A 26352-nucleotide genomic window follows, 5' to 3' on the forward strand; every position below is an offset into this window, starting at 1 on the left:
ACGTCCCATGCGTGGACACATCTTTCACCAACCTCAGCCCGCCAGGCGGCGGGCCATATCGCAAATCCAGACGCGAATTAACCGCGCAGGATCGAACGGCCGGCGTAAGCGGCCTGCGGGCCCAGCATTTCCTCGATGCGGATAAGCTGGTTGTACTTTGCGAGCCGGTCGGAACGGGCAAGCGAGCCGGTCTTGATCTGACCGCAATTGGTGGCGACCGCGAGATCGGCGATGGTGGAATCTTCCGTTTCACCGGAGCGGTGCGACATGACGGCGGTGTAACCGGCCTTGTGCGCCGTTTCGACCGCATCCAGCGTCTCGAAAAGCGAACCGATCTGGTTGACCTTGACGAGGATGGAGTTGGCGACACCCATCTTGATGCCGTCGCGAAGACGTGCGGAGTTGGTGACGAAAAGGTCGTCGCCCACCAGCTGGCACTTGTTGCCGACGAGATCGGTCAGGGCCTTCCAGCCATCCCAGTCGTCTTCGGCCATGCCGTCTTCGACGGAGATGATCGGGTATTTCGCGACCAGTTCGGCCAGATATTCAGCCATCGCGCCCGGCTCCAGCGTGCGGCCTTCACCTTCGAGAACGTATTTTCCGTCCTTGAAGAATTCGGTCGAGGCGCAGTCGAGGCCGATGAACATGTCTTCACCCGGACGGTAACCAGCCTTTTCGATCGACTTCATGATGAAATCGAGCGCAGCCGGTGCGCTTTCGAGACCCGGTGCAAAACCGCCCTCGTCGCCGACATTGGTGTTGTGGCCCTGTGCGGACAGTTCTTTTTTCAGCGTATGGAACACTTCCGAACCCATGCGCACGGCTTCGCGGATATTGTCCGCGCCAACCGGCAGGATCATGAATTCCTGGAAGTCGATCGGGTTGTCGGCATGCGCGCCGCCATTGATGATGTTCATCATCGGAACCGGCAGGAGATGCGCGTTCGGGCCACCGACATAACGGTAAAGCGGCAGGCCGGAGGCTTCAGCGGCAGCTTTGGCAACAGCAAGCGATACGCCGAGGATGGCGTTGGCGCCGATGCGCGACTTGTTCGGCGTACCGTCAAGCGCGATCATCATCTGGTCGATCTGGATCTGGTTTTCGGCGTCGAAACCACCGATGGCGTCGAAGATTTCCGTATTGACGGCTTCGACCGCCTTTTCCACGCCCTTGCCGAGATAACGCTTGCCGCCATCGCGCAGCTCAACCGCCTCATGCGCGCCGGTGGAGGCGCCCGAAGGAACGGCGGCGCGGCCCATGGAGCCGTCTTCGAGATAGACATCGACTTCAACGGTCGGGTTGCCGCGGCTGTCGAGAATTTCGCGCGCGATGATATCGGTAATGGCAGTCATGGTCTCTCCCTTGGGAATGGAACAGATATTTTCCGTCGCCTGTCTTAGACGATGGCGAAGAAATTACAATGACGGCGGACGGCGGAAACGGCCCGCCCGCCATTTAAAATCGATTGGCACAAACGGTGCCCGCCGCAACGGCCAGCCCTCAGGCTTTGGTGATGGCGTCGAAAGCCAGAAGCTTTTCGAGCAGTTTCGGCATGTCCTTCAGATGCACCATGTTGGGGCCGTCGGAAGGCGCATTGTCCGGGTCTTCATGGGTTTCGATGAAGAGGCCGGCCACGCCGACGGCGACCGCCGCGCGTGCCAAAGTCTCGACGAATTCGCGCTGTCCGCCCGTGGAGCCACCCTGCCCGCCCGGCTGTTGCACCGAGTGGGTGGCGTCAAACACGACCGGCGCGCCGAGCGAAGCCATGATCGGCAAGGAGCGCATGTCGGAGACCAGCGTATTGTAACCGAAGGACGCGCCGCGCTCGCACAGGAGTACATTCGGATTGCCGCTCTCATTGAGCTTGGCGAGCACGTTTTTCATGTCCCAGGGAGCCAGGAACTGACCCTTCTTGACGTTGATGACGCGGCCGGTCTTGGCGGCGGCAACGAGAAGATCGGTCTGGCGGCTGAGAAAGGCCGGAATCTGCAGCACGTCCACCACTTCGGAAACGATGGCGCATTGCTCTTCGGTGTGAATGTCGGTCAGAACCGGAAAGCCGAATTCCTTCTTGAGGTCGGCGAAAATTTCCATCGCATTGTCAAGGCCGATGCCGCGCTTGCCGGAAAGCGAGGTGCGGTTCGCCTTGTCGAAGGAGGACTTGTAAACAAGCCCGATCCCAAGACTGTCGCAAAGCTCTTTCAGGACGCCGGCAATCATGAAGGCGTGCTCGCGGCTTTCCATCTGGCAGGGGCCGGCAATCAGCGAAAAACGCTCGGCGTTGGAGAAGGAAACCTTGCTGGCGCCATCGCCGGCGGTGACTTTGAGATTGTTCGTAACGCTCATCATTTTTCCTCGAAGGCGAAGGCAACGCCCTGACCGGGTGCCGCAGGCACCACCAGACGGCCGCCCGCTTTTGCGCAGGACACGCCATTAGCAGCAAGCGCAGCCTCTGTCACGGCAAGATCGTATGACAGAAAGACGATGCCCGCACCGCACAATCCGCCGTCGCCCCTATCCGGAGTATTCAGGGCGTGTCCGCTGAAGGCCGGCTTTTCGGTCAGTCTGATACGGGCGTTGCCGGTTGCGAAAACCATATCACCATTCGGAGACACATTGCCTTCACAGCCAAAGACCGTTTCGATCAGGCGCGCCGCGTTCGGAACATCGCCGGAAAACAGGACAATTTCGCTAAGTCCGGAGACCCCGTTGGCATGGCGCTCCAGCGCCGTGCGATCGCCCGGCAATGCTTGCAGCCGTTGGCAACTGAACAGGAAGAAATCCGCCGCAGCCCCGATTGCCGCGAAAGCCAGCCGGAACGCCGCCTCGCTTTGCGACCCGTCAGGCATCCGCACCGGCCGCGAAAACTGGAATACATCGCCCGCCGACACGCCAGAGGTCAGGAACCTGTCATGGTCGGCAAGTGCGTCTTCGGTTCTGGCGACGAGGGCAGAAAAACCCTCCTGCCCGTCGCGCTGCCGGAAAGCCCGATCCCTGCCGGTGAACACATCTCCCTTGTCCACTGAGGCAGTATACTTAGCCGGATCAGCAACTGAGAGCGGCTCCAGATAGGTGCCGTCGGTGAAAAAAACGCAGGCATTTTGCGTGCCGAAGGGATGAAGAGCCTCCGGTGCGACCGTAAATCCAAGGCTGGCAAGACGTTTCACGGCAACGCCGATATCCTGTACCGGCAGAACGAGATGATCGACGTTATGGGATTTCATCATGACCTGCTTCCTGCGCTGGCGCTCCGTCCGGGCATGCCTGAACGATTTGGACCGCAGAAAAGCACAATCAGGCGCAAAGAAGCAAATCATCAAAACAACAGATAGCAGCTTCACGAAATTTTAGGGGATTGCGGAACACATATGGAACATATAGTGTCCGTTCTGTATTTGTTTCGCGACTTCCACGACGATTCTAAAGGGTGTTTTCCTCATGCTCACGCGCAAACAGCAGGAATTGCTTCTCTTCATTCATGAACGAATGAAAGAGTCCGGCGTGCCGCCCTCCTTCGATGAAATGAAGGACGCACTCGATCTTGCCTCCAAATCCGGCATCCACCGGCTGATTACTGCGCTCGAAGAGCGTGGATTCATTCGCCGGCTACCTAACAGAGCGCGAGCGCTGGAAGTCATCAAGCTGCCTGAGGCCTATACGCCGGGCGCAAGGCCGCAGCGCGGCTTTTCGCCGAGCGTCATCGAAGGCAGCCTTGGCAAGCCCAAGGCGCCGGAAGCGGCCCCTGCCCCCAAGACGCCGGCCAACGATCTCGTCGGGGCCGTCACCGTGCCTGTCATGGGCCGCATTGCCGCCGGTGTGCCGATTTCCGCCATCCAGAACAACACCCATGATGTGGCCGTTCCGGTGGACATGCTCGGCACGGGTGAACATTACGCTCTTGAGGTCAAGGGCGATTCGATGATCGAGGCCGGCATTTTCGACGGCGACACCGTCATCATCCGCAATGGCAGCACCGCCAATCCCGGCGATATCGTCGTGGCGTTGGTGGATGACGAGGAAGCGACGCTGAAGCGTTTCCGCCGCAAGGGCGCGTCCATTGCACTCGAGGCAGCAAACCCCGCCTATGAGACCCGCATCTTCGGACCGGACCGGGTGAAAATCCAGGGTAAACTGGTGGGGCTGATCCGCCGTTACCATTGATCCAATGGAACCGGCCGTCACCCCTTTTTGTAACGGGTGTCATTGTGAAGATGACACTCGTGCAAGTGGGTGTGGCTGGTGCCGAATGAGGCACGGTCTGCTGGTATACGGAAGATGTGTGTCACCCGGCGGATCGGCTTACCGTGCCCCGTAAAATTCAGATGCGGCTTTCGCCTCAATGTTTCTGTTTCGCGGTAAGCGCAACGGCAAACATGCTTCTGGTGCCATCGGCGCGGGAACGATCGAGGGGCTTTGGGCAAGGCTGCGCGAATCTGTTCAATCTCGTCGTGCGCTGAGTTCTTCATTGCCACCCGCTGGTGACATATCGCAGGATGCAGCTCTCCGTACTCCGTTTTACCACTCATCAACAGCGCTTATGGGTGCCATGGAATATTTTCGATATTCCGTGAACGCTTGGCAGGTGTAGAAATGCGCGTCATATCCGGGAGATACGCCATGTACGATCTTTATATCGCCAACAAGAACTATTCTTCATGGTCGCTGCGGCCGTGGGTGTTGATGCGCACACTCGGTATCGCCTTCGATGAAAAGCTCGTTCCATTCGGCGAAGGCGTCGCCTTCACCACATTTTCGCCAACCGGCAAGGTGCCCTGCCTTGTCGACGATGGTGTAACGGTGTGGGAAACGCTTTCGATCGCCGAGTACCTTGCCGAAAGACACCAGGGCATCTGGGCAAGCGACACGAAGGCAAGGGCCTGGTCACGGTCGGCCGCAAGCGAGATGCATGCCGGCTTTTCCTCGCTGCGCAATCTCTATCCCATGTCGGTCGGCGTCAGGATAAAGCCGAAGGTTGGCGATGCCGGGCTGGCGGCCGACATAAAGCGCATCGATGCGCTATGGAGCGAAGGCCTTGCGAAATTTGGCGGGCCCTATCTTGCCGGTCAAAAATTCACGGCGGTCGATGCCTTTTTCTGCCCGGTCGCATTCCGTTTCCAGACCTATGGCGCGGATCTTTCGCCTGCGGCGAAAGCCTATTGCGATAGGTTGCTCGCCCTGCCCGCCATGCAGGAGTGGTACGAGGCCGGCTTGAAGGAGCGCTGGCGCGACGCGTCGCATGAACAGGAAATCGGCGATATCGGCGAATTGACCACCGATCTGCGCATCAAGGTTTGATAATTCATGCTGGCGGCGGTCACTACGACCCCGCCAGCAACCGGATGACGGATTGCGGCAGGTCGTGGTCGAAACGTCCGCTTTTCCAGTCGTAATAACGATGTTGGCTCCAGGACCTGTCCGTCCCGGAGATTGCGGCGCGCAGCCGACCAACGACCCCTTCCTGCGCCTTATCCGCGAAATCTATCTCCACCGAGCCGATACGCCGCAAAATGTCACGGCTGAGCAGGAACGCGCCCGAGCGGCACTGTGAAAAAGAGGTCCTGCGGGAAACGACGACAATGTCGGCTATATCGCAGGCTTTTCCGGCAAAGCGGCCGTCTTCCAGAACGATGATCCACTCGCCGCTTGCCGCGCTTGCCGCGCACCACATGTCTTTCCTGCAGGTGAAAACACCGGCCTTGGAGTCTCTGAGAGCCGCTGTCATCTCCCGCGCCACCACCGTCATGTCTTCGGGCGACAGTCTCGATTTCGAGCCGGAACCTGAACCAGCGTTATTTGTTATGCCCTCCCCTTTTACAAATACCGGCGGAACGTTTTTTTCCGGCAGCATGAGCGCTCTTTGCCATTGGCCGAACACAAAGCCCGGCGGCCGTGCTTTTGTGGTAAAGACCTTGCCATCCTCCACCATCGCCACCAGCTCACCGTCCTCGTGGACCAGCAGATCAGGCAGGTCGCGATAGGCGACGATCGCCGAGAGGCCGAAGGCAAAGAGCAGAACCGGAATGCCGAGAAGCGCAAGCCGGCTGCGCAGCAATGTCAAAAGCAGAAAACCGGCCGAAGCGACACCGATGAACCAGCCATGCGGACGCCCGGTCGCAGCACTACCGCCCCACGATGCCACCTCGTTTGCGACCTCAATGACGAGAGCCATGCCATAACCCATGATCTTCAGGAATGGCGCATCAAGCCCGAAGGGCATCAGCAGCATGGCGAGAAGAGCGAAAGGCATGACGATCAGCGACATCAGCGGCATCGCGGCCAGATTGGCGAAAAGTCCATAGGTGGTGACACGATGGAAATGCTCGGCTGAATAGATCGCTGTCGAAAGGCCGCCAATCAATGACGTCGTGACAACGCCGCCAATGATTGCACCCACGGTTTCCGCCACCTTCATCCATGCGGGCTTGTGCCCGATGAACAGCCGCTCGCGATCGATGCGCCACCGGCTCCAGAACGCATAGGCCGAAACGAGCGCTATGGTGGCCGCAAAAGACATCTGGAAGCTTGGCCCCATGATTTCCGAGGGCGAAAAAGCAAGAATGACCAGAGCGGAAATGGCAACGTTTCTGAGGCTGAGCGACGGCTGGTCGAAAAGAACCGCGATCAGCATTACCGACATCATCAGCCAGGCGCGTTCGGCAGACACGGCGAAACCGGAAATGAGATAATAGGCAAGCGTCATCAGCAGCGCCGCAAAAGCCGCGATCTTCTTCACAGGCCAACGCTGCGCAAAGGCGGGAAACAGGCTGAAGGCCAGTCTCAGGCCAACGAAGAATATGCCCGACGCCAGCGCCATGTTAAGTCCCGATATGGCGACGATATGGGCAAGGCCGGAGAGTCGCAACGCCTCCATGGTCTCGCCCGATATGGCCTGTCTCTCATCGGTGACGATAGAGGCGGCAAAAGCGCCGGCATCGCCGCCGATGGTGGCGCGGATGCGCTCGGCAATTGCGCTGCGAAGGCTGTAAAGCCGCATATCGGCCCATTCCAGCCAGCCTTTTTCCGTGGCAATATCACCTGAAGGTGAGATAAGCGTCTGCGGCGGCTTATAAAAATAGCCGGTAGCACCTATGCCTCTGAAATAAGATGTGAAGGCGAAGTCGTTCAGTCCCGGCAAGGCCGGGCCGGATGGCGGCGAGAGGCGCGCCTTGCCGCGAAGGGTGGCACCGAGCATGACCGGCTCGCCGCCGCTGCGCGCAAGCACCGAGACTCTCTGCGGCGGACGCGACAATGTCGGCCCTTCCGTCGCAGTCAGGTCAACCACGTATCGCCAGAAGCCGCGCGCATCGACCTCCCGGCGTACCACCGTGCCGGTGATGATGGTGGTGACGGGGGTATCCAGCACCACGGTTCCCGCCCGCCTGGTTTCGAAATCGGCCAGAAGCATGCCGAGCAAAACAAAGGCGGAAATGCTGCAGGCCGCCGCCGCGACACCGGAGCTATATCTCACATAGAGCGCCAGACTCGCGACAAGCAAAAATACGATCAACAGAACGAGCGAAGAAGGCGCGGCATCGAGAGAAAACCAGAGTATCGCCCCGCAGCCGATAGAGACGGGAACGAAAAGAAAATCGTGGCCGAATGCACGCTCCTCGGCCAAACATGCGGCGATTTTTTCCGCGACGACATTGAGGAGATTTCGCTCGGGAATAATGGCGGCCATCTCATATGTCGCGGCATCGCTGGTCCTGCGAAGAGGAAACAGAATCTCCCGCGTGCCGGGCATTTCGCCCTGCATCGTTTCAGCATATCCGAAATGCTGTTTTTCCCCTTGACCGAGCAATCCCCACCGCCCCTTGCCGCACCGGGAACAGGTTTGCAGACCAGCGTTGGGGATTGCAATCCTTTACTTTAACGGTGTGTTGACCGAGATTGAATTGCTACTGTCGGGAATGCCCAAAGCAACAGGATTGCGTTTGCCGCAATGCACAATTTGACCTTCGGATAGCTTGGCATCTGCGCAAGGATCATATAGCTAATCGGTAGACGCTTAACCGCGGGGCGTGTCTCAGCGCCCCCACCCGCATGTTTTCGGAGGATCAGTATGACGGAAAAAAGCGCTACAGTGACACTTGGCGAAAAACAGGTCGAACTCCCGGTCAGGGAAGGCACGATTGGACCAAGCGTCGTCGATATCGCCACGCTGTACAAGCACACGGGCTCCTTCACCTACGACCCGGGCTTCACCTCGACGGCCTCCTGCGAATCCAAGATCACCTATATCGACGGCGATGAAGGTGTTCTCCTGCATCGTGGTTTCCCCATCGAGCAGCTCGCCGAACAGGGTGACTTCCTCGAAACCTGCTACCTGCTGCTCTACGGCGAATTGCCGACGGCTGCGCAGAAGAAGGACTTCGACACCCGCGTTACGCGCCACACCATGGTGCATGAGCAGATGAGCCGCTTCTTCACCGGCTACCGTCGCGATGCACATCCGATGGCCGTGATGTGCGGCACGGTCGGCGCTCTCTCGGCCTTCTATCACGACTCGACCGACATTACCGATCCGCACCAGCGCATGGTCGCTTCGCTGCGCATGATCGCGAAGATGCCTACGATCGCCGCCATGGCCTACAAGTACCATATCGGCCAGCCCTTCGTTTACCCGAAGAACGACCTCGATTACGCTTCCAACTTCCTGCACATGTGCTTTGCCGTGCCTTGCGAAGAGTACAAGGTCGATCCGGTTCTGGCCCGCGCCATGGACCGCATCTTCATCCTGCATGCCGATCACGAGCAGAACGCTTCCACCTCCACGGTGCGTCTTGCCGGCTCGTCGGGTGCGAACCCGTTCGCCTGTATTGCTGCGGGCATCGCCTGCCTTTGGGGTCCCGCACATGGCGGCGCCAACGAAGCCGCACTCAACATGCTGAACGAGATCGGCTCTGTCGACCGCATTCCGGAATACATCGCCCGCGCCAAGGACAAGAACGATCCGTTCCGCCTGATGGGCTTTGGCCACCGCGTGTACAAGAACTACGACCCGCGCGCCAAGATCATGCAGAAGACGATGTACGAAGTGCTGGAAGCCACCGGCAACTCCGACGATCCGATCATGCAGGTCGCGCTGGAACTGGAAAAGATCGCCCTTTCCGATCCTTATTTCGTCGAAAAGAAACTTTACCCGAATGTCGATTTCTATTCGGGTATCACGCTGAAGGCGCTCGGCTTCCCCACGACCATGTTCACCGTGCTGTTTGCGCTTGCGCGCACCGTCGGCTGGATCGCGCAGTGGAACGAAATGATCGAAGACCCGCAGCAGCGCATCGGCCGTCCGCGCCAGCTCTACACGGGCGCCGGCAAGCGCGACTACGTTCCGGTTTCCAAGCGCTAAGTCGGGAAACCGTCCAATATCAAAAGGCCGGCGGGTTTTATCCGCCGGCCTTTTTTGTTGGATATTGTTTCGGAGAAGGAAAATGCGCCCTGCCCGACGTGGCGTCCAATAAGAGCCAGACAGGATAGCTGCCGGCTCAACCTTGCTGTTTGCGGCTGTTCAGCACATCGAGAAGAATGAGTGCCCCGGTTTCGCCTGGGGGCACCTCAGTGCGTAGACGCTCCTGCACCAGAGCGTAACCATCCAGCATTGCCCGACGCTCGGTGGTGTCGGATGACAGCCGCTCGGCCCAGCGCAGCATCGAGCCTGCCCGCACCACCTCGTTGAAATATTCCGGTACGACGACATAGTCGGCAATCAGGTTCGGAAGCGCGCCCGTCCAGGTTTTCACCCGCTTGCTCAGCATGGTGAAAATCCAGTCGGTCTTGTAGACCGATATGGTCGGCACACCGACGAGCGCGAGTTCGAGAATGACAGTGCCGGAGGCGGCAATCGCGGCGTCAGCTGCAGCAAACGCATTCCATTTGAAGGCGGGATCGATGCCGATTTCGGGCCTGATATCTTCCGGCCATGCCGCTGCCAACTCACGGATGCGGTTTTCCTGGCGCGATACGGTGGGCAGCAGAAACCTCGTCGGGCCATTGCGCTCGACATAGGCTTTTGCGGCCTCCTGAAACGGCTCCATCAGCCGTGTCGTTTCGGTGGAGCGTGACCCCGGCAGGAGCAGAATGGTTTTCGGTTCGCCTTGTGCCGGAAGCGGCCGTTCTGCCCGCCTCTGCCGCACGGAGAGCACGTCTTGATCGACGCTGAGGCGATGGCCGACAAAGGTTGTCGGCGGACCACCGAGACGCCGCATCGCCTCCGGCTCGAAGGGCAGCAACGCCAGAACATGATCGACATAGGACAACATCGCGGTGGCGCGATATTCCTTCCACGCCCAGACGCTCGGGCAGACATAATTGACGACCGGCAGATGCGGTAATTGTTTGCGGACTTTTTCGCGACGCGATGGGTGAAATCCGGGCTGTCGATGATCAGCAGAATATCCGGCTTTGCGGCTATGATCGCCTGCGCAGTCTGGTTGATCCGCGAAATCAGCTTCGGCAGTTTTTTGAGGACCTGCGTGAACCCCATGATGGAAAGCTCGGAATAATCGAACAGCGAGACCAGCCCTTGCGCCTCAAGCGCCTCGCCGCCGACGCCCATCAGCTCGATGGGTCCCTCATACCGGGCTTTCAGGGATCGGATCAGATCCGCGCCCAGAAGATCGCCGGAGACCTCGCCGGCTATGACCGCCACTTTCAACGTTGCCGTCATTCCGTCATGCCTCCGCCCATCATGTCTCCATCGAGTGATGTATCGATACCGCAGACGAATATGCCCGCCTGATCGGCCGCCTTCAACATCTCATCGCGATCGAGCACCAGCGCGCGTCCGGCTTCGACGGCAATACCCGCCAGCCCGGCCTTTTGCGCGTTCTCCACCGTTTCCACGCCGATGGTCGGCAAGTCGGCGCGAATATCCTGCTGCGGCTTGCAGAGCTTCACCAGAACACCCTTGCGGCGGGGCGAGATGCGGCCTTCAGCGCGCAAGGCCGCGACGCGTGCCAGCATCGCGTCCGTACCCTCCACGCCCTCCAGTGCGACGATACGGCCGCCAACGGAGACCGCGCCCTGCCCGACATCAAGCGTGCCAAGCGCAAGTGCGGCCTGCGCGGCCTTGCGTATGTCACGCAGATCGTCCTGGGCAGGTTTATGCGTACCGAAAGCGCCGGTCGTAGCAAGCAGGCCGGGTGCAATCTCGTGGGCGCCGATGACTTTTGCGCCGAGCGTACCGATGACCTTGATGACCATCTGCAAAACCGCGTCATCTCCGCTGGAAAGCAGGGTGCGGACAATGGACGGCAATTTCAGCAATATGCCGATTGTGGGGCGGATTTCCCGCCACTCGGGCCTGCGCGCCACGGCGCCGGAAAGCACGACGCGGTCTACCTGGTTTTCGCGCAGCAGTCGGCCAAGCCCGGCCACGTCTCCGACGCTGATTACGGCATTGTCGAAACCGCTCCAGTCAAACCGGGAATCATCGCGCAGCTGTACAATGAAGGGGTTTTCCCCCATTTCGCGCGCCGCCGCCGCCACATGGAGCGGCAGCTGGCCACTGCCGGCCACGATGGCGAGACGTCCGCCGCCTGCCACGGCTCACTTGCCCCGGTTTGGCGAGGAGAGCGCGCGGTCGCTGTCCGCACCAATGAAATCGAGGATCTCGATTACCTGCGGGCAATCGAGATATTCTGCGCGGTCAATCGCGGCTGCGTTGCTGCGGATGGCGCCTTCGCCTTCGAAGATTTGCTTGAAGACGCGCCTGACCTTGTGAATATCCGCGCGGTCGATACCGGCACGCGTCATGCCGACGACATTCAGGCCGCCGAGTATGCCGGGATTGCCGTTCAGCATGCCATAGGGAATGACATCGTAATTGACCGCCGACAGCCCGCCGATGAAGGCCTGACGACCGATGCGGGTGAACTGGTGCACGGCGCAGCCGCCGCCCAGAATAGCCCGGTCCTCGATGGTCACATGTCCCGCCAGCATCACATTGTTGGACATGATGATATGGCTGCCGAGGAGACAATCATGCGCCACATGTGAGTTGGCGAGGAACAGGTTGTCGTCGCCGACGATGGTCTTGCCGCCGCCATCGGAGCTGCCGGCATTCATCGTCACGCCTTCGCGCATGACACAACGTTCGCCAATCTCGAGCGAGGTTTCCGAGCCATCATGGCGAACCGCCTGCGGCGTACCGCCGATGATTGCCATGGGATGGATAACTGAACCACGGCCGATAACGGTCAGACCGGAAACGACGGCATGATTGTGCAGCTTGACATCGTCGTGCAGCGTGACTTTCGCGCCAACATAGCTCAGGGCACCGATGACGACATTTTCGCCGATGACCGCACCATCCTCGACAACGGCCGTCGGGTGGATTTTGGCCGAGGCCGCTATCGTGCTCATTGCTGCTGGCCCTCGGGGATCATCATCGCGCCGACATCGGCTTCCGCCACGAGCGCGCCATCAACCTTCGCCTCACAATGGAATTTAAAGACATTGCCGCGCTGGCGCTGCTTGACCACGTGGATTTCGAGACGATCGCCCGGAACGACAGGTCTGCGGAAGCGCGCATTGTCGATAGTCATGAAATAGACCAGGTAACCACCCTCACCCTGGCTGCGGGCGCAAATCGCACCAGCCGTCTGGGCCATGGCTTCGACGATCAGAACGCCCGGCATGATCGGGCGATCCGGGAAATGACCGGTGAAATGCGGTTCGTTGACCGTCACATTCTTGATGCCAATCGCCGAATTATTACCATCGATCTCGATGATCTTGTCGATAAGCAAGAACGGGTAACGATGCGGCAAAAGCTTCATGACTTCCAGAATGTCAGCCGCGCCGAGCGTCGTCTTAGTTTCTTCAGTCATCGTTTTTTTCTCCTGTTTTTTTATCACGCCCTTCAGCGCGTGCCAGAATGTCGGCCATATCGCGCAGGAAATATTTCATCGGCCGCGCAGGCGTACCGCCATAACGCGCGCCAGCCGGAACATCGGCGACAACACCGCTCATTGCCGCGATCTGCACGCCGTCACCGATGGTGATATGGCCGTTGATACCCGCCGCGCCGCCGATCATCACGCCGTCGCCGATGCGGGTGCTGCCCGCAATGCCGACCTTGCTGACGATGCCGCAATGGCGGCCGATGCGAACGTTGTGGCCGATCTGAACCTGATTGTCGATCTTGGTGCCTTCGCCGATGACCGTGTCATCCATGGTGCCGCGGTCGATCGTGGTATTGGCGCCGATCTCGACATTGTCCTGAATGATGACCCGGCCGATCTGCACGATCTTCAGCATGCCGCGCGGACCGGGCGCATAACCGAACCCGTCCTGACCGATACGTGCGCCGTTGTGGATAATCACATTGTTGCCGATGAGAGTGGCAAGAATGCTCGCGCCGCCGGCGATGGTGCAATCGCGCCCGACCTGCACATCCGGGCCGATGATGACACCGGGGCCGATCCGCGTGCCTGCACCGATATGGGCGCCAGCACCGATCACGGCGAGCGGCTCGACGATCACGCCCGCCTCCAGTTTTGCCGACGGATCGACATGCGCGGTATGGGAAATTTCGGCTTCCATCGCCACAATCATACCGGGACGCATGGCGGCAGGATGCAACAAGGCGCCCACCTGCGCAAAAAGCGTGTGCGGGTTTTTCGATATCAGTGCCGGAATGTGAGACGGAAGTAAATCCGCGAGTGCCGCGTCGCAAATGACGGCGCCGGCCTCGCAGGTCGGCAACTCATCGCGGTTCTTGCGCGAGAGAATATAGCAGAGCTGGTCGGGTTTTGCCCGGTAGACCGGTGCTACGGACCTGATGATCCGCTCTCCCGCCGCGTCATCAGACAGTTCCGCCCCAAAACGGTCTGCGATGTCTCTCAATCGCAGTCCCTCGTGGGGCGGAAAAAAGGCGTTGTATTCCATCAGACGGAAACTCCAGAACGTTCAAAGTTGCAGTTCTGGACTGCCGATATCAGAAAGTGTTGGACATGCCAAACCGGAAACGCTGTTCCTCGTCATAGTCTTCCTTGGCGATCGGTACCGCGTAGTCGACGCGGATCGGGCCGAACGGCGACGCCCACATCACACCGATACCGGCGGATGCACGGATGGAGTTATCATCCTTGACAGTCTGCGTTGTGGAAACCTTGTTGCCATACATCGTACCGGCATCGACAAAACCAGCGAGACGAAGACCGAAATCTTCCGGAATACCAGGCATCGGAGCCGTAACTTCAGCTGAAGCCGCAAAGTAGGTCGTGCCGCCGATGGAGTCCGTACCGATACGCGGGCCGATACCATCGTTCTTGAAGCCGCGAACCTGACGGCCGCCGAACTTGAACTGATCGAATACCAGCAGATTGTCGCCTGTCGGCATGACATGACCGGCCTGACCGGTGAGCGAGCCGATGACGTCGTATTCATCCGAAAGCGTGTAGTAATAACGCGCCTTGGCGAAGATCTTGTAATATTCGGAATCACCGCCGAGACCGGCAAATTCGTTCGTCAGCGCAGCCTGCCAGCCTTCACGCGGCATGTTGCGGTCGTCGAGCGTATTGTAGTTCAGCGTGTTCGAGATAATGGACTGCGTCCAGTCGCCGCCATTCTTGTCAATCAAATCAACATATGGCTGAGCAAGATTACCGTTCTGGTCGTAACCGCTCTTACCTTCGTAGTTGATCTGCTTGTAGGTGTACTTGAACGTCGTCGAGAGGTTCTCGGTGATCGGCGCCGTCACGCGCAGTGCAAAGCCCTGCTCGTCGTAGTTATAGTAGCTTTCGTTCTTGCTCTGGTTTTTGAACAGATCGAAACCTGCGGCCAGACGGTAACCGAGGAAGTAAGGCTCAGTGAAGGACAGCGTATAGCTGCGCGCATCGTCTTCGCCCGCACCAGCAGCGAGACGGATGTACTGGCCACGACCGAGGAAGTTCTTCTCTTCGATGGAGGCTTCAAGCAGCACGCCGTCGTTCTGAGAATAACCCGCACCGATACCGAACGAACCCGTCGACTGGTCTTCCACGTCGACAACGATGACGACGCGGTCAGGCGCACTGCCGCCGGCGGTCGAGACGTTGACCTTCGAGAAATAACCGAGCGCTTCAAGACGACGCTTCGCAGCCGTGATGATCGTCTGGTTGAATGCATCGCCTTCGGAAATATCGAACTCGCGACGAATGACATAGTCACGCGTACGTGTGTTGCCGCGGATTTCAATGCGTTCGACATAGGCGCGCTCGCCCTGATCGACGATGTAGGTCACACCGATGGTGTTGCCTGCCATGTCGCGGTCGCCGCGCGGCGTTACGCGGGCGAAAGGATAACCCTCGCCGGCGACGCGCTTGGAAATCGCTTCCATGCTCTGCTGGACTTCCTTGGCGCTGTAGCTTGCACCCTGGTGAGTTGCCACGAGACCCTGAAGCTCAGAACCGTCGACACCCGGAACAGTCGATTCGACTGCGACGTTACCGAAGTCGTACTTCTTGCCTTCATCAACCGTGATGGAGATGTTGTATTCGTTCTTGGACTCGTCCAGCACAGCGTCGGAGGACACGACCCGGAAGTCGGCATAACCGCGGTTGTAATAGAACTGACGCAGCGCCTCTTCGTCGGCGCGCAGCTTGTCCTCATTATAGACGTCCTTGCGCGTCAGGAACGACAGCATGTTGGACTTCTTGGTATTGATGACAGCGGCCAGACGACCATCGCTGTAGGAATTGTTGCCGACGAAATCGATGCGGCCGATCTTCGTACGCTCGCCCTCATTGATAACGAAAGCGATGTTCACACGGCCCTGACCAACGGAAGCGGTCTGGGTGGTGATTTCGACGTCGCTGCGACCGATCGCGGAATAGGCTTCCTTGATGCGGGCGATGTCAGCAGTCACGATAGCCTGATTGAACGGGCCGAGCGGCTGCGTCTGCACGATGCCAGCGAGCTTGTCGTCCTTGATCTTGCGGTTGCCGTTGAACACCACCTGATTGACGAGCTGGTTTTCATTCACAGTCACGACCAGCGTGCTGCCGGAAACGCGCATGGAGACATTCGAGAAGTAACCGGTGGCATAAAGACGCTTCACCGATTCATCGATATCCGAATTGGAAAAGTTCTTACCCGGCGCAATGGTGATGTTGGAGCGCACGGAGTCCGCACCGGACCTCTCGGCCCCGCGAACATCGATCTTGCTGATGACGGCTGCATTCGCAACACCAGCAGAGGCAAGCACGCCAAGGCCCGCAACCGAAGAAACACCAGCAGACAGCGCAACCGCCGACACCGCGTTCAAAAATCTTGAACCAGCCTTCATTTCAATTCTTACCTTTTTACGTTGTCCCTCAGCGGGCGGAACCCGACTCCGGCCATGTGCGTCGTTTTACCTGCTTTTCCCCTACAAGCAAGTCAGAACGTTAAATTCTGTTTACTTCGTGATCCAGAGTGGCGCATTCGCCACTTCGGGATAAAAACAAGGTAAACAACCAACTAACAAAACCGTTAAAACACTATCCTCAGCCAATCAAGCTGCTGATATCATTCCATGTTGCAAAAACCATAAGACCCAAAATCATCGCCATGCCGATACGGAAGGCAACCTCCTGCGCACCGGCGCCAAGCGGTCTTCCACGGATGGCCTCGATTGCATAAAACACCAGATGTCCGCCGTCCAGAACCGGGACAGGCATCAGGTTTAGAAGACCGATCGAGACGGAAAGAACGGCGGCAAGCTGGATGACGGCCGAAATGCCGAGCGTCGCCATCTGGCCGGAAGCCTGCGCGACACGGACGGGTCCGCCGAGCTGATCGGCGTTCATGCGCCCGGTCACGAGGTTGCCGATATAGTTGAAAGTGCCGGTGATGACATGGCCCGTTTCGCGCACGCCCTCGAGCAGCGCCTCAGACGGCGAATACTCGATGTGACGGAAATTGCCGCTGCTCTGGTCGGTAACGATGCCGATGATGCCCATTTCCAGCTTGTTGCCGAACTGGTCCGTGGTTTCGGTGCGGGTCGGAACCATCGGCAACTTCAGCTCCTCGCCCGCCCTTTCGACGGTCACGGTGATCGGCGTGCCCGGCCGGATGCCGACATAACGGCGGACATCCTCGAACGTCTTCACCTTTTCACCGTCGATCGCCACCAGGCGGTCCCCGGGGTGCACACCGGCTGCGGCGGCCGCGCTGTTTTCACGCACTTCCGCCACGACGGGATCGGCAATCATCCGACCATAGACACCGAACAGCACCGCAAAGATCAGAATGGCGAGAATGAAGTTGGCTATAGGTCCTGCGGCAACCGTCGCCGCTCTTTTCCAGAGCTTTGCACCGGAAAGCGTCTGCGCCCTCTCCTCCAGTGACATATGCGACAGGCCGGAACTATCCGGCTTGCTGGAGGCATCCTCGTCACCGAAGAATTTTACGTAGCCGCCGAGCGGTATGGCGGAAATCTTCCACCTTGTGCCATGCCGGTCGGTAAAGCCGATCAGCTCCGGGCCGAAACCGATGGAAAAGGCGGTGGAGCGAATGCCGCTCCAGCGGCCGACAAGGTAGTGGCCCATTTCGTGAACAAAAACGAGCAGGGAAAGGACGAGGACGAAGGGCACGATGTAGCCGGTCAAAAACCCGGTCGCCGCCATTACTGTGTTCATGACAATCTGCCCTTTATTTCATGACCCTGCGCGCCGCTTAAAAGCCCGGCAACAGGCCGCCGCCCGATCCGGGCACGTCGCCGGTTGCCGCCGCATGCACGAAAGCAATGAGGAATACCGTAAAGCAGGCGAAAACAAGACCGTCAACCCGGTCCATGAAGCCACCATGGCCAGGGATAAGATGGCTCGAATCCTTGACCTGAAAACGCCGCTTCACGAAGGATCCGAAAAGGTCGCCGATCTGACTGAATATCGAAAGGACGAGGGCAAGCCCAAGCAGCAGCAGGCTGATCCTGCCGTGATAGGCAAACGACACCGCGCCTCCCCCTATCAACGCCGCAACTGCTCCGCCGACAGCACCCGACCAAGTCTTGCCCGGCGAGATCGCCGGCGCAAGCTTCGGCCCGCCGATGGCGCGTCCGACGAAATAAGCGAGGATATCCGTCGACCAGACGACTGCGAAAATGAACAGGATGGCGACGAAACCGGTCAGCTCGTCACCACGAATGGCGGCAAGCGATATGCCGCTCAGACCCGCATAAACGATACCGCCCACCAGCCACCAGTTCCTGCCGCGCAAAACGGGGAAAAGTGCAGCGGTCAGCGTAAAGCCTGACAGCAGCGGCAGATCGAGCGAGGGTTCGCCGAAAATCGTGTTGCCGGCAATGACGGCGACCGCAAACCAGCCCCAGGCATTGCCGGTGGAGTTGGTCTCCGACAGGCGGGTGATCGTCGACCATTCATAATAGATGAGAATCGCCAGCAGACCGGCCACGATGCGGAACAGAATGCCGCCATACCAGGTCGCGGCCAATATGACCGCCGCCATGACGATTGCGGACACGATCCGCAGTCTGAGTTCACGGCTCATCAGGCGCCTGCCACGGCAACCTGCTCGGCCAGAGCGCCGAAACGGCGATCACGCGTTGCATATTGCTCTATTGCGGAAAAGAATCGCTGCCGGTCGAAGTCGGGCCAATATTCGGGAACGAACAGGAACTCGGAATAGGCGGCCTGCCAGAGCAGGAAGTTCGACAGGCGTTCCTCACCGCTGGTGCGGATGATCAGATCGGGATCCGGCATTCCTGATGTATCGAGTCTCGCCGAAATCATCTCCGGCGTAATCGATGCCGCGTCCAGCCGGCCGTCGGCGACATCACGGGCGATCGCCATCGTCGCACGGGCAATCTCGTCGCGGCTTCCATAATTGAAGGCAATCACCAGCGTCAGCTTGGTGTTACCAGCCGTCGTATGTTCCGCCTCTTCGAGAAGGCTGCGAATATCGTTTTTCAGCCCCTGTCGGTCGCCGATGATGCGCACACGGACGTTTTCACGGTGCAGTTCCGCAAGGTCGCGCCGGATGAAAGCCTTCAAAAGCCCCATCAGGTCGCTCACCTCGGATTCGGGCCTGCGCCAGTTTTCCGATGAGAAGGCAAACAGCGTGAGATAGCGGACACCGCAGTCTCCGGCCGCGCGCACGGTTTCGCGCACAGCCTCTACCCCGCGGCGATGCCCCATCACGCGCGGAAGACCGCGCTGTTTTGCCCATCGCCCATTTCCATCCATGATGATGGCGACGTGCTCGGGTATTGAGGAACGTGTCGTCGTCGGCATATCGATCCAGTAACAGGCAGCGCGGAATTAAAACGAATAAAATACAGGTCTATCGCAAGCGATACTAGACCTGCATGATTTCCTTTTCCTTCTCGCCAAGCAAGCGCTCAATTTCCGAAATCGTGTCGTCGGTGATTTTCTGCACCTTTTCCGACTGGGCACGGCTTTCGTCCTGACCGATATCGCCGTCTTTTTCGGCTTTTTTCAGACCATCCATACCGTCGCGACGTACATGGCGAATCGCCACCTTGGATTTCTCGGCATAGTCATGGGCCACCTTGACGAGCGACTTGCGGCGCTCTTCGTTCAGTTCAGGCAGCGGAATTCTGAGGTTCTGGCCATCAACGATCGGGTTGAGGCCGAGATTGGATCGCGGATGGCGCGGTCGACGGCATTGACCATCGACTTGTCCCAGATGTTGACGCCGAGCATACGCGGCTCCGGAACCGTGATGTTTGCGACCTGGTTGAGCGGAACGCGCGAACCATAGGCCTCGATAGTCACCGGATCGAGAATATTGGCCGAAGCGCGGCCGGTGCGAAGCGATGCGATATCGCTCTTGAATGCATTGATGGCACCATCCATGCGGCGCTTGATATCGTTGAGGTCAATACCACTCATCTTGATACTCCATCTCTATCGGCCGTGGCGGCCGGAATCCGCCACAGGGGCGACGTCGTTTTTTGATTATTTGTCGTGCACGATGGTCTTGCGGCCACCGCCGGTCAATATCTGCGCGAAACCGCCCTTCTCGTGGATCGAGAAAACAATGATCGGGATGTGATTCTCGCGAGCGAGCGCCACAGCCGCGATATCCATGACCGCCAGACCCTTGCCGAGCACTTCACTGTGGGTCAGTTCGTCGAAACGGGTGGCTGTCGGATCCTTTTTCGGATCGGCGGAATAGATGCCGTCCACCTGGGTGCCCTTGAAGATCGCTTCGGCGCCCATTTCCGCGGCACGCAGCGCTGCGGCAGAATCGGTCGTGAAGAAGGGGTTGCCGGTACCGCCGGCAAAAATCACCACGCGGCCCTGCGCGAGATGGTGGAGTGCTGCGCGCTGCGAGAAGCTTTCACAGATTTCAGGCATCGCGATTGCCGACAGAACGACGGTGTCGATGCTGAGCTTGCGGAGCGAGGTTGCGAGCGCCAGCGCGTTGATGACGGTGGCCAGCATGCCCATATGGTCGCCGGTGACACGGTCGCCACCCTTGGACGCCACGGCGACACCGCGGAAAATATTGCCGCCGCCGACGACAACGCCGACTTCAACGCCCATCGCCCTCGCTTCGGCAATATCGGAGGCGATCCGGTCTGCAACCGCCACATCGATACCGAAACCCTGGTCGCCCATAAGGGCTTCACCGGAAGCCTTGAGAAGAACACGTTTGTAGATCGGCTTGGAAGACATCATGACTCCTCGGAAATGTAACCGAAACGCGGATACACGAAGGGCACCGCGTTGTCACGCGATGCCCTCCCGTTTTCCCTAGATTGGGTAAATATAATCAGCCCTTGGCGACTGCGGCGACTTCTGCTGCGAAATCGCTTTCTTCCTTTTCGACGCCTTCGCCGAGCAGCAGGCGAACCATGCCCGTCACTTCGATGGCTGCACCAGCTTCCTTTTCAGCTTCCTTGACGGCAGCGCCGACAGTGATGTCGGGGTTGATGACGAAAGCCTGCGACAGAAGAGCGACTTCTTCGAAGAACTTGCGCATGCGGCCATCAACCATCTTTTCGATGATGGCTTCCGGCTTGCCGGATCCGCGGGCCTGCTCGATGAAGACGTTGCGTTCGCGCTCAGCCACGGCTGCGTCGACTTCCTCGGCGCGGATGGCGAGCGGGTTGGTTGCAGCGATGTGCATGGCAACCTGGCGGCCGATGGAGCTCAGAACGGCCTTGTCGCCGACCGACTTCAGGGCAACGAGAACGCCGAGCTTGCCGATGCCTTCGCCGGCAGCATTGTGCACGTAGGTCGCGACAACGCCGTGCTCGACTTCGAGCGCAGCCGAACGGCGCAGCGTCATGTTTTCGCCGATGGTGGCGATCGCATCCTTGATGCTGTCGGCAACGGACTTGCCGGTTGCCGGATAGGTGGCGGCGCTGACAGCGTCGACGGTGCCATTGGTGGAGAGCGCTACCTGGGCAATGCCGCGGATGAGATCCTGGAACGCATCGTTACGGGCAACGAAGTCGGTTTCGGAGTTGAGTTCGACAACAACAGCCTTGTGACCCATGGTGGCGACGCCGATCAGACCTTCGGCAGCCGTGCGGCCGGACTTCTTGTCGGCCTTCGCGATGCCCTTGGCGCGCAGCCAGTCGATCGCCGCTTCCATGTCGCCATTGGTTTCAGCAAGAGCCTTCTTGCAGTCCATCATGCCTGCGCCGGATTTCTCGCGCAGTTCCTTCACCATTGCGGCTGTGATTTCGGTCATTGTTTGCCTCTTATCGGTTCGATCGGTCAGCCGGCTGAATTCGCCGTGCCGAAGTTCTGGGTGATGAGTGTACCCGGCCGCACACCCTTTGAAACCGGGGACGATTTCAGGAAAGGAGCATGCGTATTCCCAAGTGTTGCGGCGTCTCCATACATCGAAATGATGGGTGCCGCTCAAGTGTGACAGCGTTATGAAGGCTGCCACCGGATTTCATCCGCATCAAAACGCCAGAGACTTTACGCAAGCCCTGACGGAGCGGTTTGAAACGAACAAGGCCGTCAACCCATTTACGGTCTTTGACGGCCTTGTCATATCCTGGTCGAGGAGACGGCGATTAAGAAATCGCCGCCTGACAGGGCCTAAATCAGGCGCCAGCCTCGTCTTCGAGCGCGGGCTCGATCGGAGCTTCTTCCGAAGCGCCGATGTCGCGGCCGGAAGCGCCCTGCTGACGTGCGATGCCGTCGATGGCAGCGCGGGCAATCAGGTCGCAATAGAGCGAGATGGCGCGCGATGCATCGTCGTTACCGGGGATCGGGAAGTCGATGTGATCCGGGTCGCAGTTGCTGTCGATGATCGCAACAACCGGAATGCCAAGACGCTTGGCTTCTTCGATCGCGATCTTTTCCTTGTTGGTGTCGATGATGAACATCAGGTCCGGAACGCCGCCCATATCGCGGATACCGCCGAGAGCCTTTTCAAGCTTTTCGCGTTCGCGCTCGAGGGTCAGACGCTCTTTCTTGGAATAGCCGGTGCCTTCCGAGTTCAGGATCTCGTCGACCTTGCGCAGACGCTGGATCGAGTTGGAGATCGTCTTCCAGTTCGTCATCATGCCGCCGAGCCAGCGGGAGTTGACGTAGTACTGGGCCGAACGCTTTGCGCTGTCGGCGATGATTTCGGACGCCTGACGCTTGGTGCCAACGAACAGAACGCGGCCGCCACGAGCGACGGTGTCGGACACGACCTGAAGGGCGCGCGACAGCATCGGAACGGTCTGAGCCAGATCGATGATGTGGATGTTGTTACGGTCGCCGAAGATGTACGGCTTCATCTTCGGGTTCCAGCGATGCGTCTGGTGACCAAAGTGAACACCAGCTTCCAGAAGCTGACGCATAGAAAAATCGGGCAATGCCATGCCTAGTTACTCCTTTTCCGGTTTAACCCCCGCGAAGCGAACAGCGCCGATTTTCATCGACACCACCGGGCGGAACGAACCGGATTTCTCCCGGAACATCCCAAGCTTCGCGTGTGGAATGGTGAGGCGCATACAGTCGCCTCAGATAAAAAGCAAGCATTTATGCGAAAAAACCGCGCAAACGGCCCGCCTTTCAGCGAACCGGCTTGTTTTCGCAGGTTTCCGGCTTGAGGATATCAAGCTTCGCAAGCTTGCCGGTCAGAACGAAATCGCCGTAATCCATGGTCAGGTCACGGGTGATTCCGTTGTCGTAAAGCTTGAAGGACATGCGGTAGATCGGCAGGGAATCGGTGCCGGTCTTGTCGTTGTAATAGGCGATCGTCACCGGCCAGAACGCGGCTTTGCCGAATTCGCCCGCCTTGCCGGCTTCTGCGTCGCCGTCCTTCGGCATCTGCGACTTGCCGACCAGCGTGGAGGTGATCAGGCTTTCGTCGCCGTCATCCGAACCGTCGAAAATGCGGGATTCGAAGATGCGCTTTCCCTGTTTGGCATTTTCGATGACCTGGAACATATGTTCCGTCGGAAATTCGCTGGCGACGAGATCGACCTGACGGGCATCCGGGCGGATCAGATCGACCTTCACGCCCTCTTTGTTGTCGATTGCGGCGCCCTGCACTTCCTTGTCCAGCTTGTCGTCGGTGTAGGACTTGGTCTCGAAGGTGAACTTCTTCTTCGCCATGTCCTCGAAGGTCGTCGTCTGCTGGTCGGTCATGCGAACCGCGTCGCCGGTGTTGATCTGGGTCACGAAACGGAAGTCCGTCTTGTAACCCTGACAGGCGGAGCCGGTGAACTCATAAACCATGCGGCCCGTCATGCCCTCGATGCCGGAGCGGTCGGACGCATCCTTGAGTTCGAGATCATAGACCGCGCGGTGGGCAACGAGATCCGGAACCGTGACGGGCAAGGCATTGGCACCGTTCGACAGGCCGGTCATAAGCCCTGTTGCGGCAACGAAACCAAGCTTCCTGACAAACATGCAATATCTCCTGTTGGACTCGCCGCTCATATTGTACAAGCAACCGCCCGGCTTTTGGATCAACATCTTCTGAATGCCGGATTCTTGAAGGATTTACAACAAAACCGGAGACGAAAATGTCGGACGTCATCGAAGGCCGCCTCAAGGAACTGGGCTTTACTCTGCCCGTAGCAGCAGCACCTGCCGCAAACTACGTTCCGTTCACCATCAGCGGCAATCTTCTTTATGTATCGGGTCAACTGCCGATGGAATCAGGCAAGATTGCGGTGACGGGCCTCGTTGGCCGCGATGTTGACGTTGCAACCGCCCAGCGCGCCGCCGAATTGTGCGCCGTCAACATTCTCGCACAGGTCAAGGCAGCGTTGAACGGCGACCTGTCGAAAATCCGTCGTATCCTCAAGCTCAACGGCTTCGTTGCCTCGGTTCCGGAGTTCGTCGAACAGCATCTCGTCATCAACGGCGCTTCCAACCTGCTCGCCAACGTTCTCGGTGACGCCGGCAAGCATGCGCGCGCCGCCGTTGGCATGGCCTGCCTGCCCTTCAACGCCGCCGTCGAGATCGACGCGATCGTGGAAATCGACGTATGACGCTTAAACTTTCCTGGCTGACGGCCGAGCCCGTCGCCCATCGCGGTTATCACGATCTGAACAAGGCGGCCTGGGAAAACACGCTCTCCGCCTTTTCCCGCGCCATCGATGCCGGTTTCGCCATCGAATGCGACGTCCAGCTGGCGGCCGACAGCGTGCCGGTGATTTTTCACGACGACGACATGGCCCGGCTGACGGGCATCAAGGGCGACGTGCGCGAACATACCTCCGCTGAATTGTCGCTCCTCTCCGTTGGTCAGACCAAGGACCGCATCCCGACGCTAAAGCAGCTTCTGGCGCTCTGCGCCGGCAAGGTGCCGCTGGTGATCGAGCTGAAGGGTCGCCAGGGCGAAGGCGTCGATGACGGCTTTGCCGAAGCGGTGCTGGAGGACCTCGAAGGCTACAGGGGCCATGTGGCCCTGATGAGCTTCGACCATCATCTCCTCAGGGACCTGAAGGCTGCGGGTTCGCCCTGGCCGCTTGGCCTCACCGCCGAGGGCGATAAGCCGGAAGACTTCTTCAAACACGACGAAGCAATGCATGTGGGGCTCGATTTCATCTCCTACCATTGGGGTCACCTGCCTAACAGTTTCATCGAGGCGCAAAGAAAACTTGGGCTTCCGGTGATTACCTGGACTGTCAGGGATGAAAATGCGCGCGAGACTACCTATAAATATGCGGACCAGATGACATTCGAAGGTTTCGACCCCAGAGAGAACCCGTCCGCCTCGGCATGACAGAAGACTATTCCATTCGCGTTGCGCAATCCCTTGGGGATATCGATCCGGAAAGCTGGAAACGGCTTTCCGGAACATCGCGCAATACGTCAGGAAAACCGTACAACCCATTTATTTCCCATGAATTTCTCTCCTCGATGGAAGAATCCGGATCGGCGACGGCCAAGACCGGCTGGCTTGGGCACCATCTGCTTCTCGAAAACGCTTCCGGTGCGCTCGTCGGGGCCATTCCGGCCTATCTGAAGAACCACAGCAAGGGCGAATATGTCTTCGACCACGGCTGGGCGGATGCTTTCGAACGGGCTGGCGGGCACTATTACCCGAAACTGCAATGTTCGGTGCCCTTCACACCGGCAAGTGGGCCGCGGCTGCTGGTGTCCGAAACCGAAGATGAAACGCGCTTCAAGCCGCTTCTGGCCTCCGGCCTTGCCCAGGTGACGGAAAAAATCGGCGTCTCTTCCGCGCACGTCACATTTCTCGAAGAGAACGATCTTTCCGCCCTTCTGCCACGCGATTTCCTGCACAGGACCGACCAGCAGTTCCACTTCATCAATGACGGTTATCGCGACCACGACGATTTTCTCGACGCCCTTTCCTCGCGCAAGCGTAAGGGGCTGAAAAAGGAACGTCGCGCGGCGCTGGAAAACGGCATCGAGATCGACTGGCTGACCGGAAGTGACCTGACCGAAGACATCTGGGACCAGTTCTTCGCCTTTTACATGGATACCGGCGGACGCAAATGGGGACGACCCTATCTGACGCGGGAATTCTATTCGCTGATCGGCGAGCGCATGGCCGACGACGTTCTGCTTGTGATGGCCAAACGTGAGGGGCGTTATATCGCCGGCGCCATCAATTTCATCGGCTCGGATGCACTTTACGGACGTCACTGGGGCTGCATCGAAGATCACCCCTTTTTGCATTTCGAGGTCTGTTACCATCAGGCGATCGATTTCGCGCTGTCGAAAGGTTTGAAGCGGGTGGAAGCGGGTGCGCAGGGCGAGCACAAGCTGGCGCGCGGTTATGTGCCCGTCACCACCCATTCGGCGCATTTCATCGTTCATCCGGGTCTGCGCCGCGCCATTGCCGACTATCTTCAGCGCGAGCGCGAAGAAGTCGAGCATATCGGCGACTATCTGGAAGACCACACGCCCTTCCGCAAGGGCGAGCGACAGGAACACGAACCGGACGAATAGTCCGCATGAG

Annotated in this window: 23 protein-coding genes and 2 pseudogenes; 6 read left to right on the top strand and 19 right to left on the bottom strand. The window is 58.9% G+C overall.

Going from position 1 to position 26352, the window contains the following annotated elements:
• Nucleotides 1-77: 77 nt before the first annotated feature.
• From eno to RBH10_RS15995, 3 genes are all read right to left on the bottom strand, one after another.
• Complete coding sequence (gene eno, locus RBH10_RS15985) at nucleotides 78-1352, bottom strand: phosphopyruvate hydratase (protein ID WP_281036528.1); 1275 nt, start codon at nucleotides 1350-1352, stop codon at nucleotides 78-80.
• A 148-nt stretch (nucleotides 1353-1500) separates the two neighbouring features.
• On the bottom strand, nucleotides 1501-2346 hold the full coding sequence (gene kdsA, locus RBH10_RS15990; protein ID WP_281036527.1) for a 3-deoxy-8-phosphooctulonate synthase: 846 nt from the start codon (nucleotides 2344-2346) through the stop codon (nucleotides 1501-1503).
• Complete coding sequence (locus RBH10_RS15995; protein WP_281036526.1) at nucleotides 2346-3227, bottom strand: VOC family protein; 882 nt, start codon at nucleotides 3225-3227, stop codon at nucleotides 2346-2348. Before RBH10_RS15995 ends, kdsA begins: the two co-directional genes overlap by 1 nt.
• A gap of 211 nt (nucleotides 3228-3438) precedes the next feature.
• Here RBH10_RS15995 and lexA point away from each other — a divergent pair, with 211 nt between their 5' ends.
• Both lexA and RBH10_RS16005 read left to right on the top strand, forming a co-directional pair.
• Nucleotides 3439-4161, top strand: a complete 723-nt coding sequence (gene lexA, locus RBH10_RS16000) for a transcriptional repressor LexA (protein WP_045016040.1) — start codon at nucleotides 3439-3441, stop codon at nucleotides 4159-4161.
• A gap of 456 nt (nucleotides 4162-4617) precedes the next feature.
• Nucleotides 4618-5295 (top strand): glutathione S-transferase family protein, encoded by a 678-nt coding sequence (locus RBH10_RS16005; protein ID WP_281036525.1) that lies wholly within the window; start codon nucleotides 4618-4620, stop codon nucleotides 5293-5295.
• A 22-nt stretch (nucleotides 5296-5317) separates the two neighbouring features.
• On the opposite strand, the gene RBH10_RS16010 is transcribed toward RBH10_RS16005, so the two are convergent.
• Nucleotides 5318-7756 (bottom strand): ComEC/Rec2 family competence protein, encoded by a 2439-nt coding sequence (locus RBH10_RS16010; RefSeq protein ID WP_281036524.1) that lies wholly within the window; start codon nucleotides 7754-7756, stop codon nucleotides 5318-5320.
• Between the two features lie 306 nt (nucleotides 7757-8062).
• Between RBH10_RS16010 and gltA the strand changes: the two genes are divergently transcribed.
• The gene (gene gltA / locus RBH10_RS16015; RefSeq protein WP_045016037.1) at nucleotides 8063-9352 is read left to right on the top strand and encodes a citrate synthase; all 1290 of its coding nucleotides are present in this window, start codon (nucleotides 8063-8065) and stop codon (nucleotides 9350-9352) included.
• 136 nt (nucleotides 9353-9488) lie between these two features.
• On the opposite strand, the pseudogene lpxB reads toward gltA, so the two are convergent.
• From lpxB to RBH10_RS16090, 15 genes and pseudogenes are all read right to left on the bottom strand, one after another.
• A pseudogene (lpxB, locus tag RBH10_RS16020) lies at nucleotides 9489-10669 on the bottom strand (lipid-A-disaccharide synthase).
• Nucleotides 10666-11547, bottom strand: a complete 882-nt coding sequence (locus RBH10_RS16025; protein ID WP_281036522.1) for an LpxI family protein — start codon at nucleotides 11545-11547, stop codon at nucleotides 10666-10668. Before RBH10_RS16025 ends, lpxB begins: the two are co-directional and overlap by 4 nt.
• Before the next feature lie 3 nt (nucleotides 11548-11550).
• On the bottom strand, nucleotides 11551-12366 hold the full coding sequence (lpxA, locus tag RBH10_RS16030; protein WP_281036521.1) for an acyl-ACP--UDP-N-acetylglucosamine O-acyltransferase: 816 nt from the start codon (nucleotides 12364-12366) through the stop codon (nucleotides 11551-11553).
• Nucleotides 12363-12833 (bottom strand): 3-hydroxyacyl-ACP dehydratase FabZ, encoded by a 471-nt coding sequence (gene fabZ / locus RBH10_RS16035; RefSeq protein ID WP_045016033.1) that lies wholly within the window; start codon nucleotides 12831-12833, stop codon nucleotides 12363-12365. Before fabZ ends, lpxA begins: the two co-directional genes overlap by 4 nt.
• Entirely contained in the window at nucleotides 12826-13893 is a 1068-nt protein-coding gene (gene lpxD, locus RBH10_RS16040) for a UDP-3-O-(3-hydroxymyristoyl)glucosamine N-acyltransferase (RefSeq protein WP_045016032.1), read from the bottom strand. Before lpxD ends, fabZ begins: the two co-directional genes overlap by 8 nt.
• Before the next feature lie 49 nt (nucleotides 13894-13942).
• Complete coding sequence (bamA, locus tag RBH10_RS16045; protein ID WP_045016031.1) at nucleotides 13943-16273, bottom strand: outer membrane protein assembly factor BamA; 2331 nt, start codon at nucleotides 16271-16273, stop codon at nucleotides 13943-13945.
• 199 nt (nucleotides 16274-16472) lie between these two features.
• A complete protein-coding gene (gene rseP / locus RBH10_RS16050) occupies nucleotides 16473-17594 on the bottom strand; it encodes an RIP metalloprotease RseP (RefSeq protein ID WP_281037368.1) in 1122 nt (373 codons plus the stop codon).
• A gap of 49 nt (nucleotides 17595-17643) precedes the next feature.
• Entirely contained in the window at nucleotides 17644-18477 is an 834-nt protein-coding gene (locus RBH10_RS16055; RefSeq protein WP_306180697.1) for a phosphatidate cytidylyltransferase, read from the bottom strand.
• Nucleotides 18477-19220 carry an isoprenyl transferase gene (locus RBH10_RS16060; protein ID WP_281036520.1) on the bottom strand — a complete coding sequence of 248 codons (744 nt, stop codon included), beginning with the start codon at nucleotides 19218-19220 and terminating at the stop codon, nucleotides 18477-18479. The genes RBH10_RS16055 and RBH10_RS16060 overlap by 1 nt, the downstream gene beginning before the upstream one ends.
• Before the next feature lie 64 nt (nucleotides 19221-19284).
• Nucleotides 19285-19841, bottom strand: a pseudogene (gene frr, locus RBH10_RS16065) (ribosome recycling factor).
• A 66-nt stretch (nucleotides 19842-19907) separates the two neighbouring features.
• Nucleotides 19908-20630 carry a UMP kinase gene (gene pyrH, locus RBH10_RS16070; RefSeq protein WP_003502561.1) on the bottom strand — a complete coding sequence of 241 codons (723 nt, stop codon included), beginning with the start codon at nucleotides 20628-20630 and terminating at the stop codon, nucleotides 19908-19910.
• Nucleotides 20631-20727: 97 nt separating this feature from the next.
• The gene (tsf, locus tag RBH10_RS16075; RefSeq protein ID WP_306180698.1) at nucleotides 20728-21654 is read right to left on the bottom strand and encodes a translation elongation factor Ts; all 927 of its coding nucleotides are present in this window, start codon (nucleotides 21652-21654) and stop codon (nucleotides 20728-20730) included.
• Nucleotides 21655-22018: 364 nt separating this feature from the next.
• A complete protein-coding gene (rpsB, locus tag RBH10_RS16080; RefSeq protein ID WP_045016025.1) occupies nucleotides 22019-22786 on the bottom strand; it encodes a 30S ribosomal protein S2 in 768 nt (255 codons plus the stop codon).
• Between the two features lie 6 nt (nucleotides 22787-22792).
• Entirely contained in the window at nucleotides 22793-22918 is a 126-nt protein-coding gene (locus tag RBH10_RS16085; protein WP_256387175.1) for a hypothetical protein, read from the bottom strand.
• A 61-nt stretch (nucleotides 22919-22979) separates the two neighbouring features.
• Nucleotides 22980-23780 (bottom strand): cell envelope integrity EipB family protein, encoded by an 801-nt coding sequence (locus tag RBH10_RS16090; RefSeq protein WP_045016464.1) that lies wholly within the window; start codon nucleotides 23778-23780, stop codon nucleotides 22980-22982.
• A 158-nt stretch (nucleotides 23781-23938) separates the two neighbouring features.
• Here RBH10_RS16090 and RBH10_RS16095 point away from each other — a divergent pair, with 158 nt between their 5' ends.
• Genes RBH10_RS16095 through RBH10_RS16105 form a run of 3 tightly spaced genes read left to right on the top strand, consistent with a single transcriptional unit; the run spans nucleotide 23939 to nucleotide 26342 of the window.
• On the top strand, nucleotides 23939-24409 hold the full coding sequence (locus RBH10_RS16095) for a RidA family protein (protein ID WP_003512829.1): 471 nt from the start codon (nucleotides 23939-23941) through the stop codon (nucleotides 24407-24409).
• Nucleotides 24406-25146, top strand: a complete 741-nt coding sequence (locus RBH10_RS16100; RefSeq protein ID WP_281036519.1) for a glycerophosphodiester phosphodiesterase — start codon at nucleotides 24406-24408, stop codon at nucleotides 25144-25146. The genes RBH10_RS16095 and RBH10_RS16100 overlap by 4 nt, the downstream gene beginning before the upstream one ends.
• Nucleotides 25143-26342: a GNAT family N-acetyltransferase gene (locus tag RBH10_RS16105; protein ID WP_281036518.1), complete on the top strand. Its 1200-nt coding sequence runs from the start codon at nucleotides 25143-25145 to the stop codon at nucleotides 26340-26342. Before RBH10_RS16100 ends, RBH10_RS16105 begins: the two co-directional genes overlap by 4 nt.
• Nucleotides 26343-26352: the final 10 nt, after the last annotated feature.

The organism is Rhizobium sp. AN73 (assembly GCF_030757975.1).
Classification (GTDB): Bacteria; Pseudomonadota; Alphaproteobacteria; order Rhizobiales; family Rhizobiaceae; genus Agrobacterium; species Agrobacterium arsenijevicii.

Excerpts from the sequence above, each read along its gene's own strand:
- eno (WP_281036528.1), bottom strand. The coding sequence starts at position 1,352 with ATGACTGCCATTACCGATATCATCGCGCGCGAAATTCTCGACAGCCGC.
- kdsA (WP_281036527.1), bottom strand. The coding sequence starts at position 2,346 with ATGAGCGTTACGAACAATCTCAAAGTCACCGCCGGCGATGGCGCCAGC.
- RBH10_RS15995 (WP_281036526.1), bottom strand. The coding sequence starts at position 3,227 with ATGATGAAATCCCATAACGTCGATCATCTCGTTCTGCCGGTACAGGAT.
- lexA (WP_045016040.1), top strand. The coding sequence starts at position 3,439 with ATGCTCACGCGCAAACAGCAGGAATTGCTTCTCTTCATTCATGAACGA.
- RBH10_RS16005 (WP_281036525.1), top strand. The coding sequence starts at position 4,618 with ATGTACGATCTTTATATCGCCAACAAGAACTATTCTTCATGGTCGCTG.
- RBH10_RS16010 (WP_281036524.1), bottom strand. The coding sequence starts at position 7,756 with ATGCAGGGCGAAATGCCCGGCACGCGGGAGATTCTGTTTCCTCTTCGC.
- gltA (WP_045016037.1), top strand. The coding sequence starts at position 8,063 with ATGACGGAAAAAAGCGCTACAGTGACACTTGGCGAAAAACAGGTCGAA.
- lpxA (WP_281036521.1), bottom strand. The coding sequence starts at position 12,366 with ATGAGCACGATAGCGGCCTCGGCCAAAATCCACCCGACGGCCGTTGTC.
- fabZ (WP_045016033.1), bottom strand. The coding sequence starts at position 12,833 with ATGACTGAAGAAACTAAGACGACGCTCGGCGCGGCTGACATTCTGGAA.
- lpxD (WP_045016032.1), bottom strand. The coding sequence starts at position 13,893 with ATGGAATACAACGCCTTTTTTCCGCCCCACGAGGGACTGCGATTGAGA.
- bamA (WP_045016031.1), bottom strand. The coding sequence starts at position 16,273 with ATGAAGGCTGGTTCAAGATTTTTGAACGCGGTGTCGGCGGTTGCGCTG.
- rseP (WP_281037368.1), bottom strand. The coding sequence starts at position 17,594 with ATGGCGGCGACCGGGTTTTTGACCGGCTACATCGTGCCCTTCGTCCTC.
- RBH10_RS16055 (WP_306180697.1), bottom strand. The coding sequence starts at position 18,477 with ATGAGCCGTGAACTCAGACTGCGGATCGTGTCCGCAATCGTCATGGCG.
- RBH10_RS16060 (WP_281036520.1), bottom strand. The coding sequence starts at position 19,220 with ATGCCGACGACGACACGTTCCTCAATACCCGAGCACGTCGCCATCATC.
- pyrH (WP_003502561.1), bottom strand. The coding sequence starts at position 20,630 with ATGTCTTCCAAGCCGATCTACAAACGTGTTCTTCTCAAGGCTTCCGGT.
- tsf (WP_306180698.1), bottom strand. The coding sequence starts at position 21,654 with ATGACCGAAATCACAGCCGCAATGGTGAAGGAACTGCGCGAGAAATCC.
- rpsB (WP_045016025.1), bottom strand. The coding sequence starts at position 22,786 with ATGGCATTGCCCGATTTTTCTATGCGTCAGCTTCTGGAAGCTGGTGTT.
- RBH10_RS16085 (WP_256387175.1), bottom strand. The coding sequence starts at position 22,918 with ATGCGCCTCACCATTCCACACGCGAAGCTTGGGATGTTCCGGGAGAAA.
- RBH10_RS16090 (WP_045016464.1), bottom strand. The coding sequence starts at position 23,780 with ATGACCGGCCTGTCGAACGGTGCCAATGCCTTGCCCGTCACGGTTCCG.
- RBH10_RS16095 (WP_003512829.1), top strand. The coding sequence starts at position 23,939 with ATGTCGGACGTCATCGAAGGCCGCCTCAAGGAACTGGGCTTTACTCTG.
- RBH10_RS16100 (WP_281036519.1), top strand. The coding sequence starts at position 24,406 with ATGACGCTTAAACTTTCCTGGCTGACGGCCGAGCCCGTCGCCCATCGC.
- RBH10_RS16105 (WP_281036518.1), top strand. The coding sequence starts at position 25,143 with ATGACAGAAGACTATTCCATTCGCGTTGCGCAATCCCTTGGGGATATC.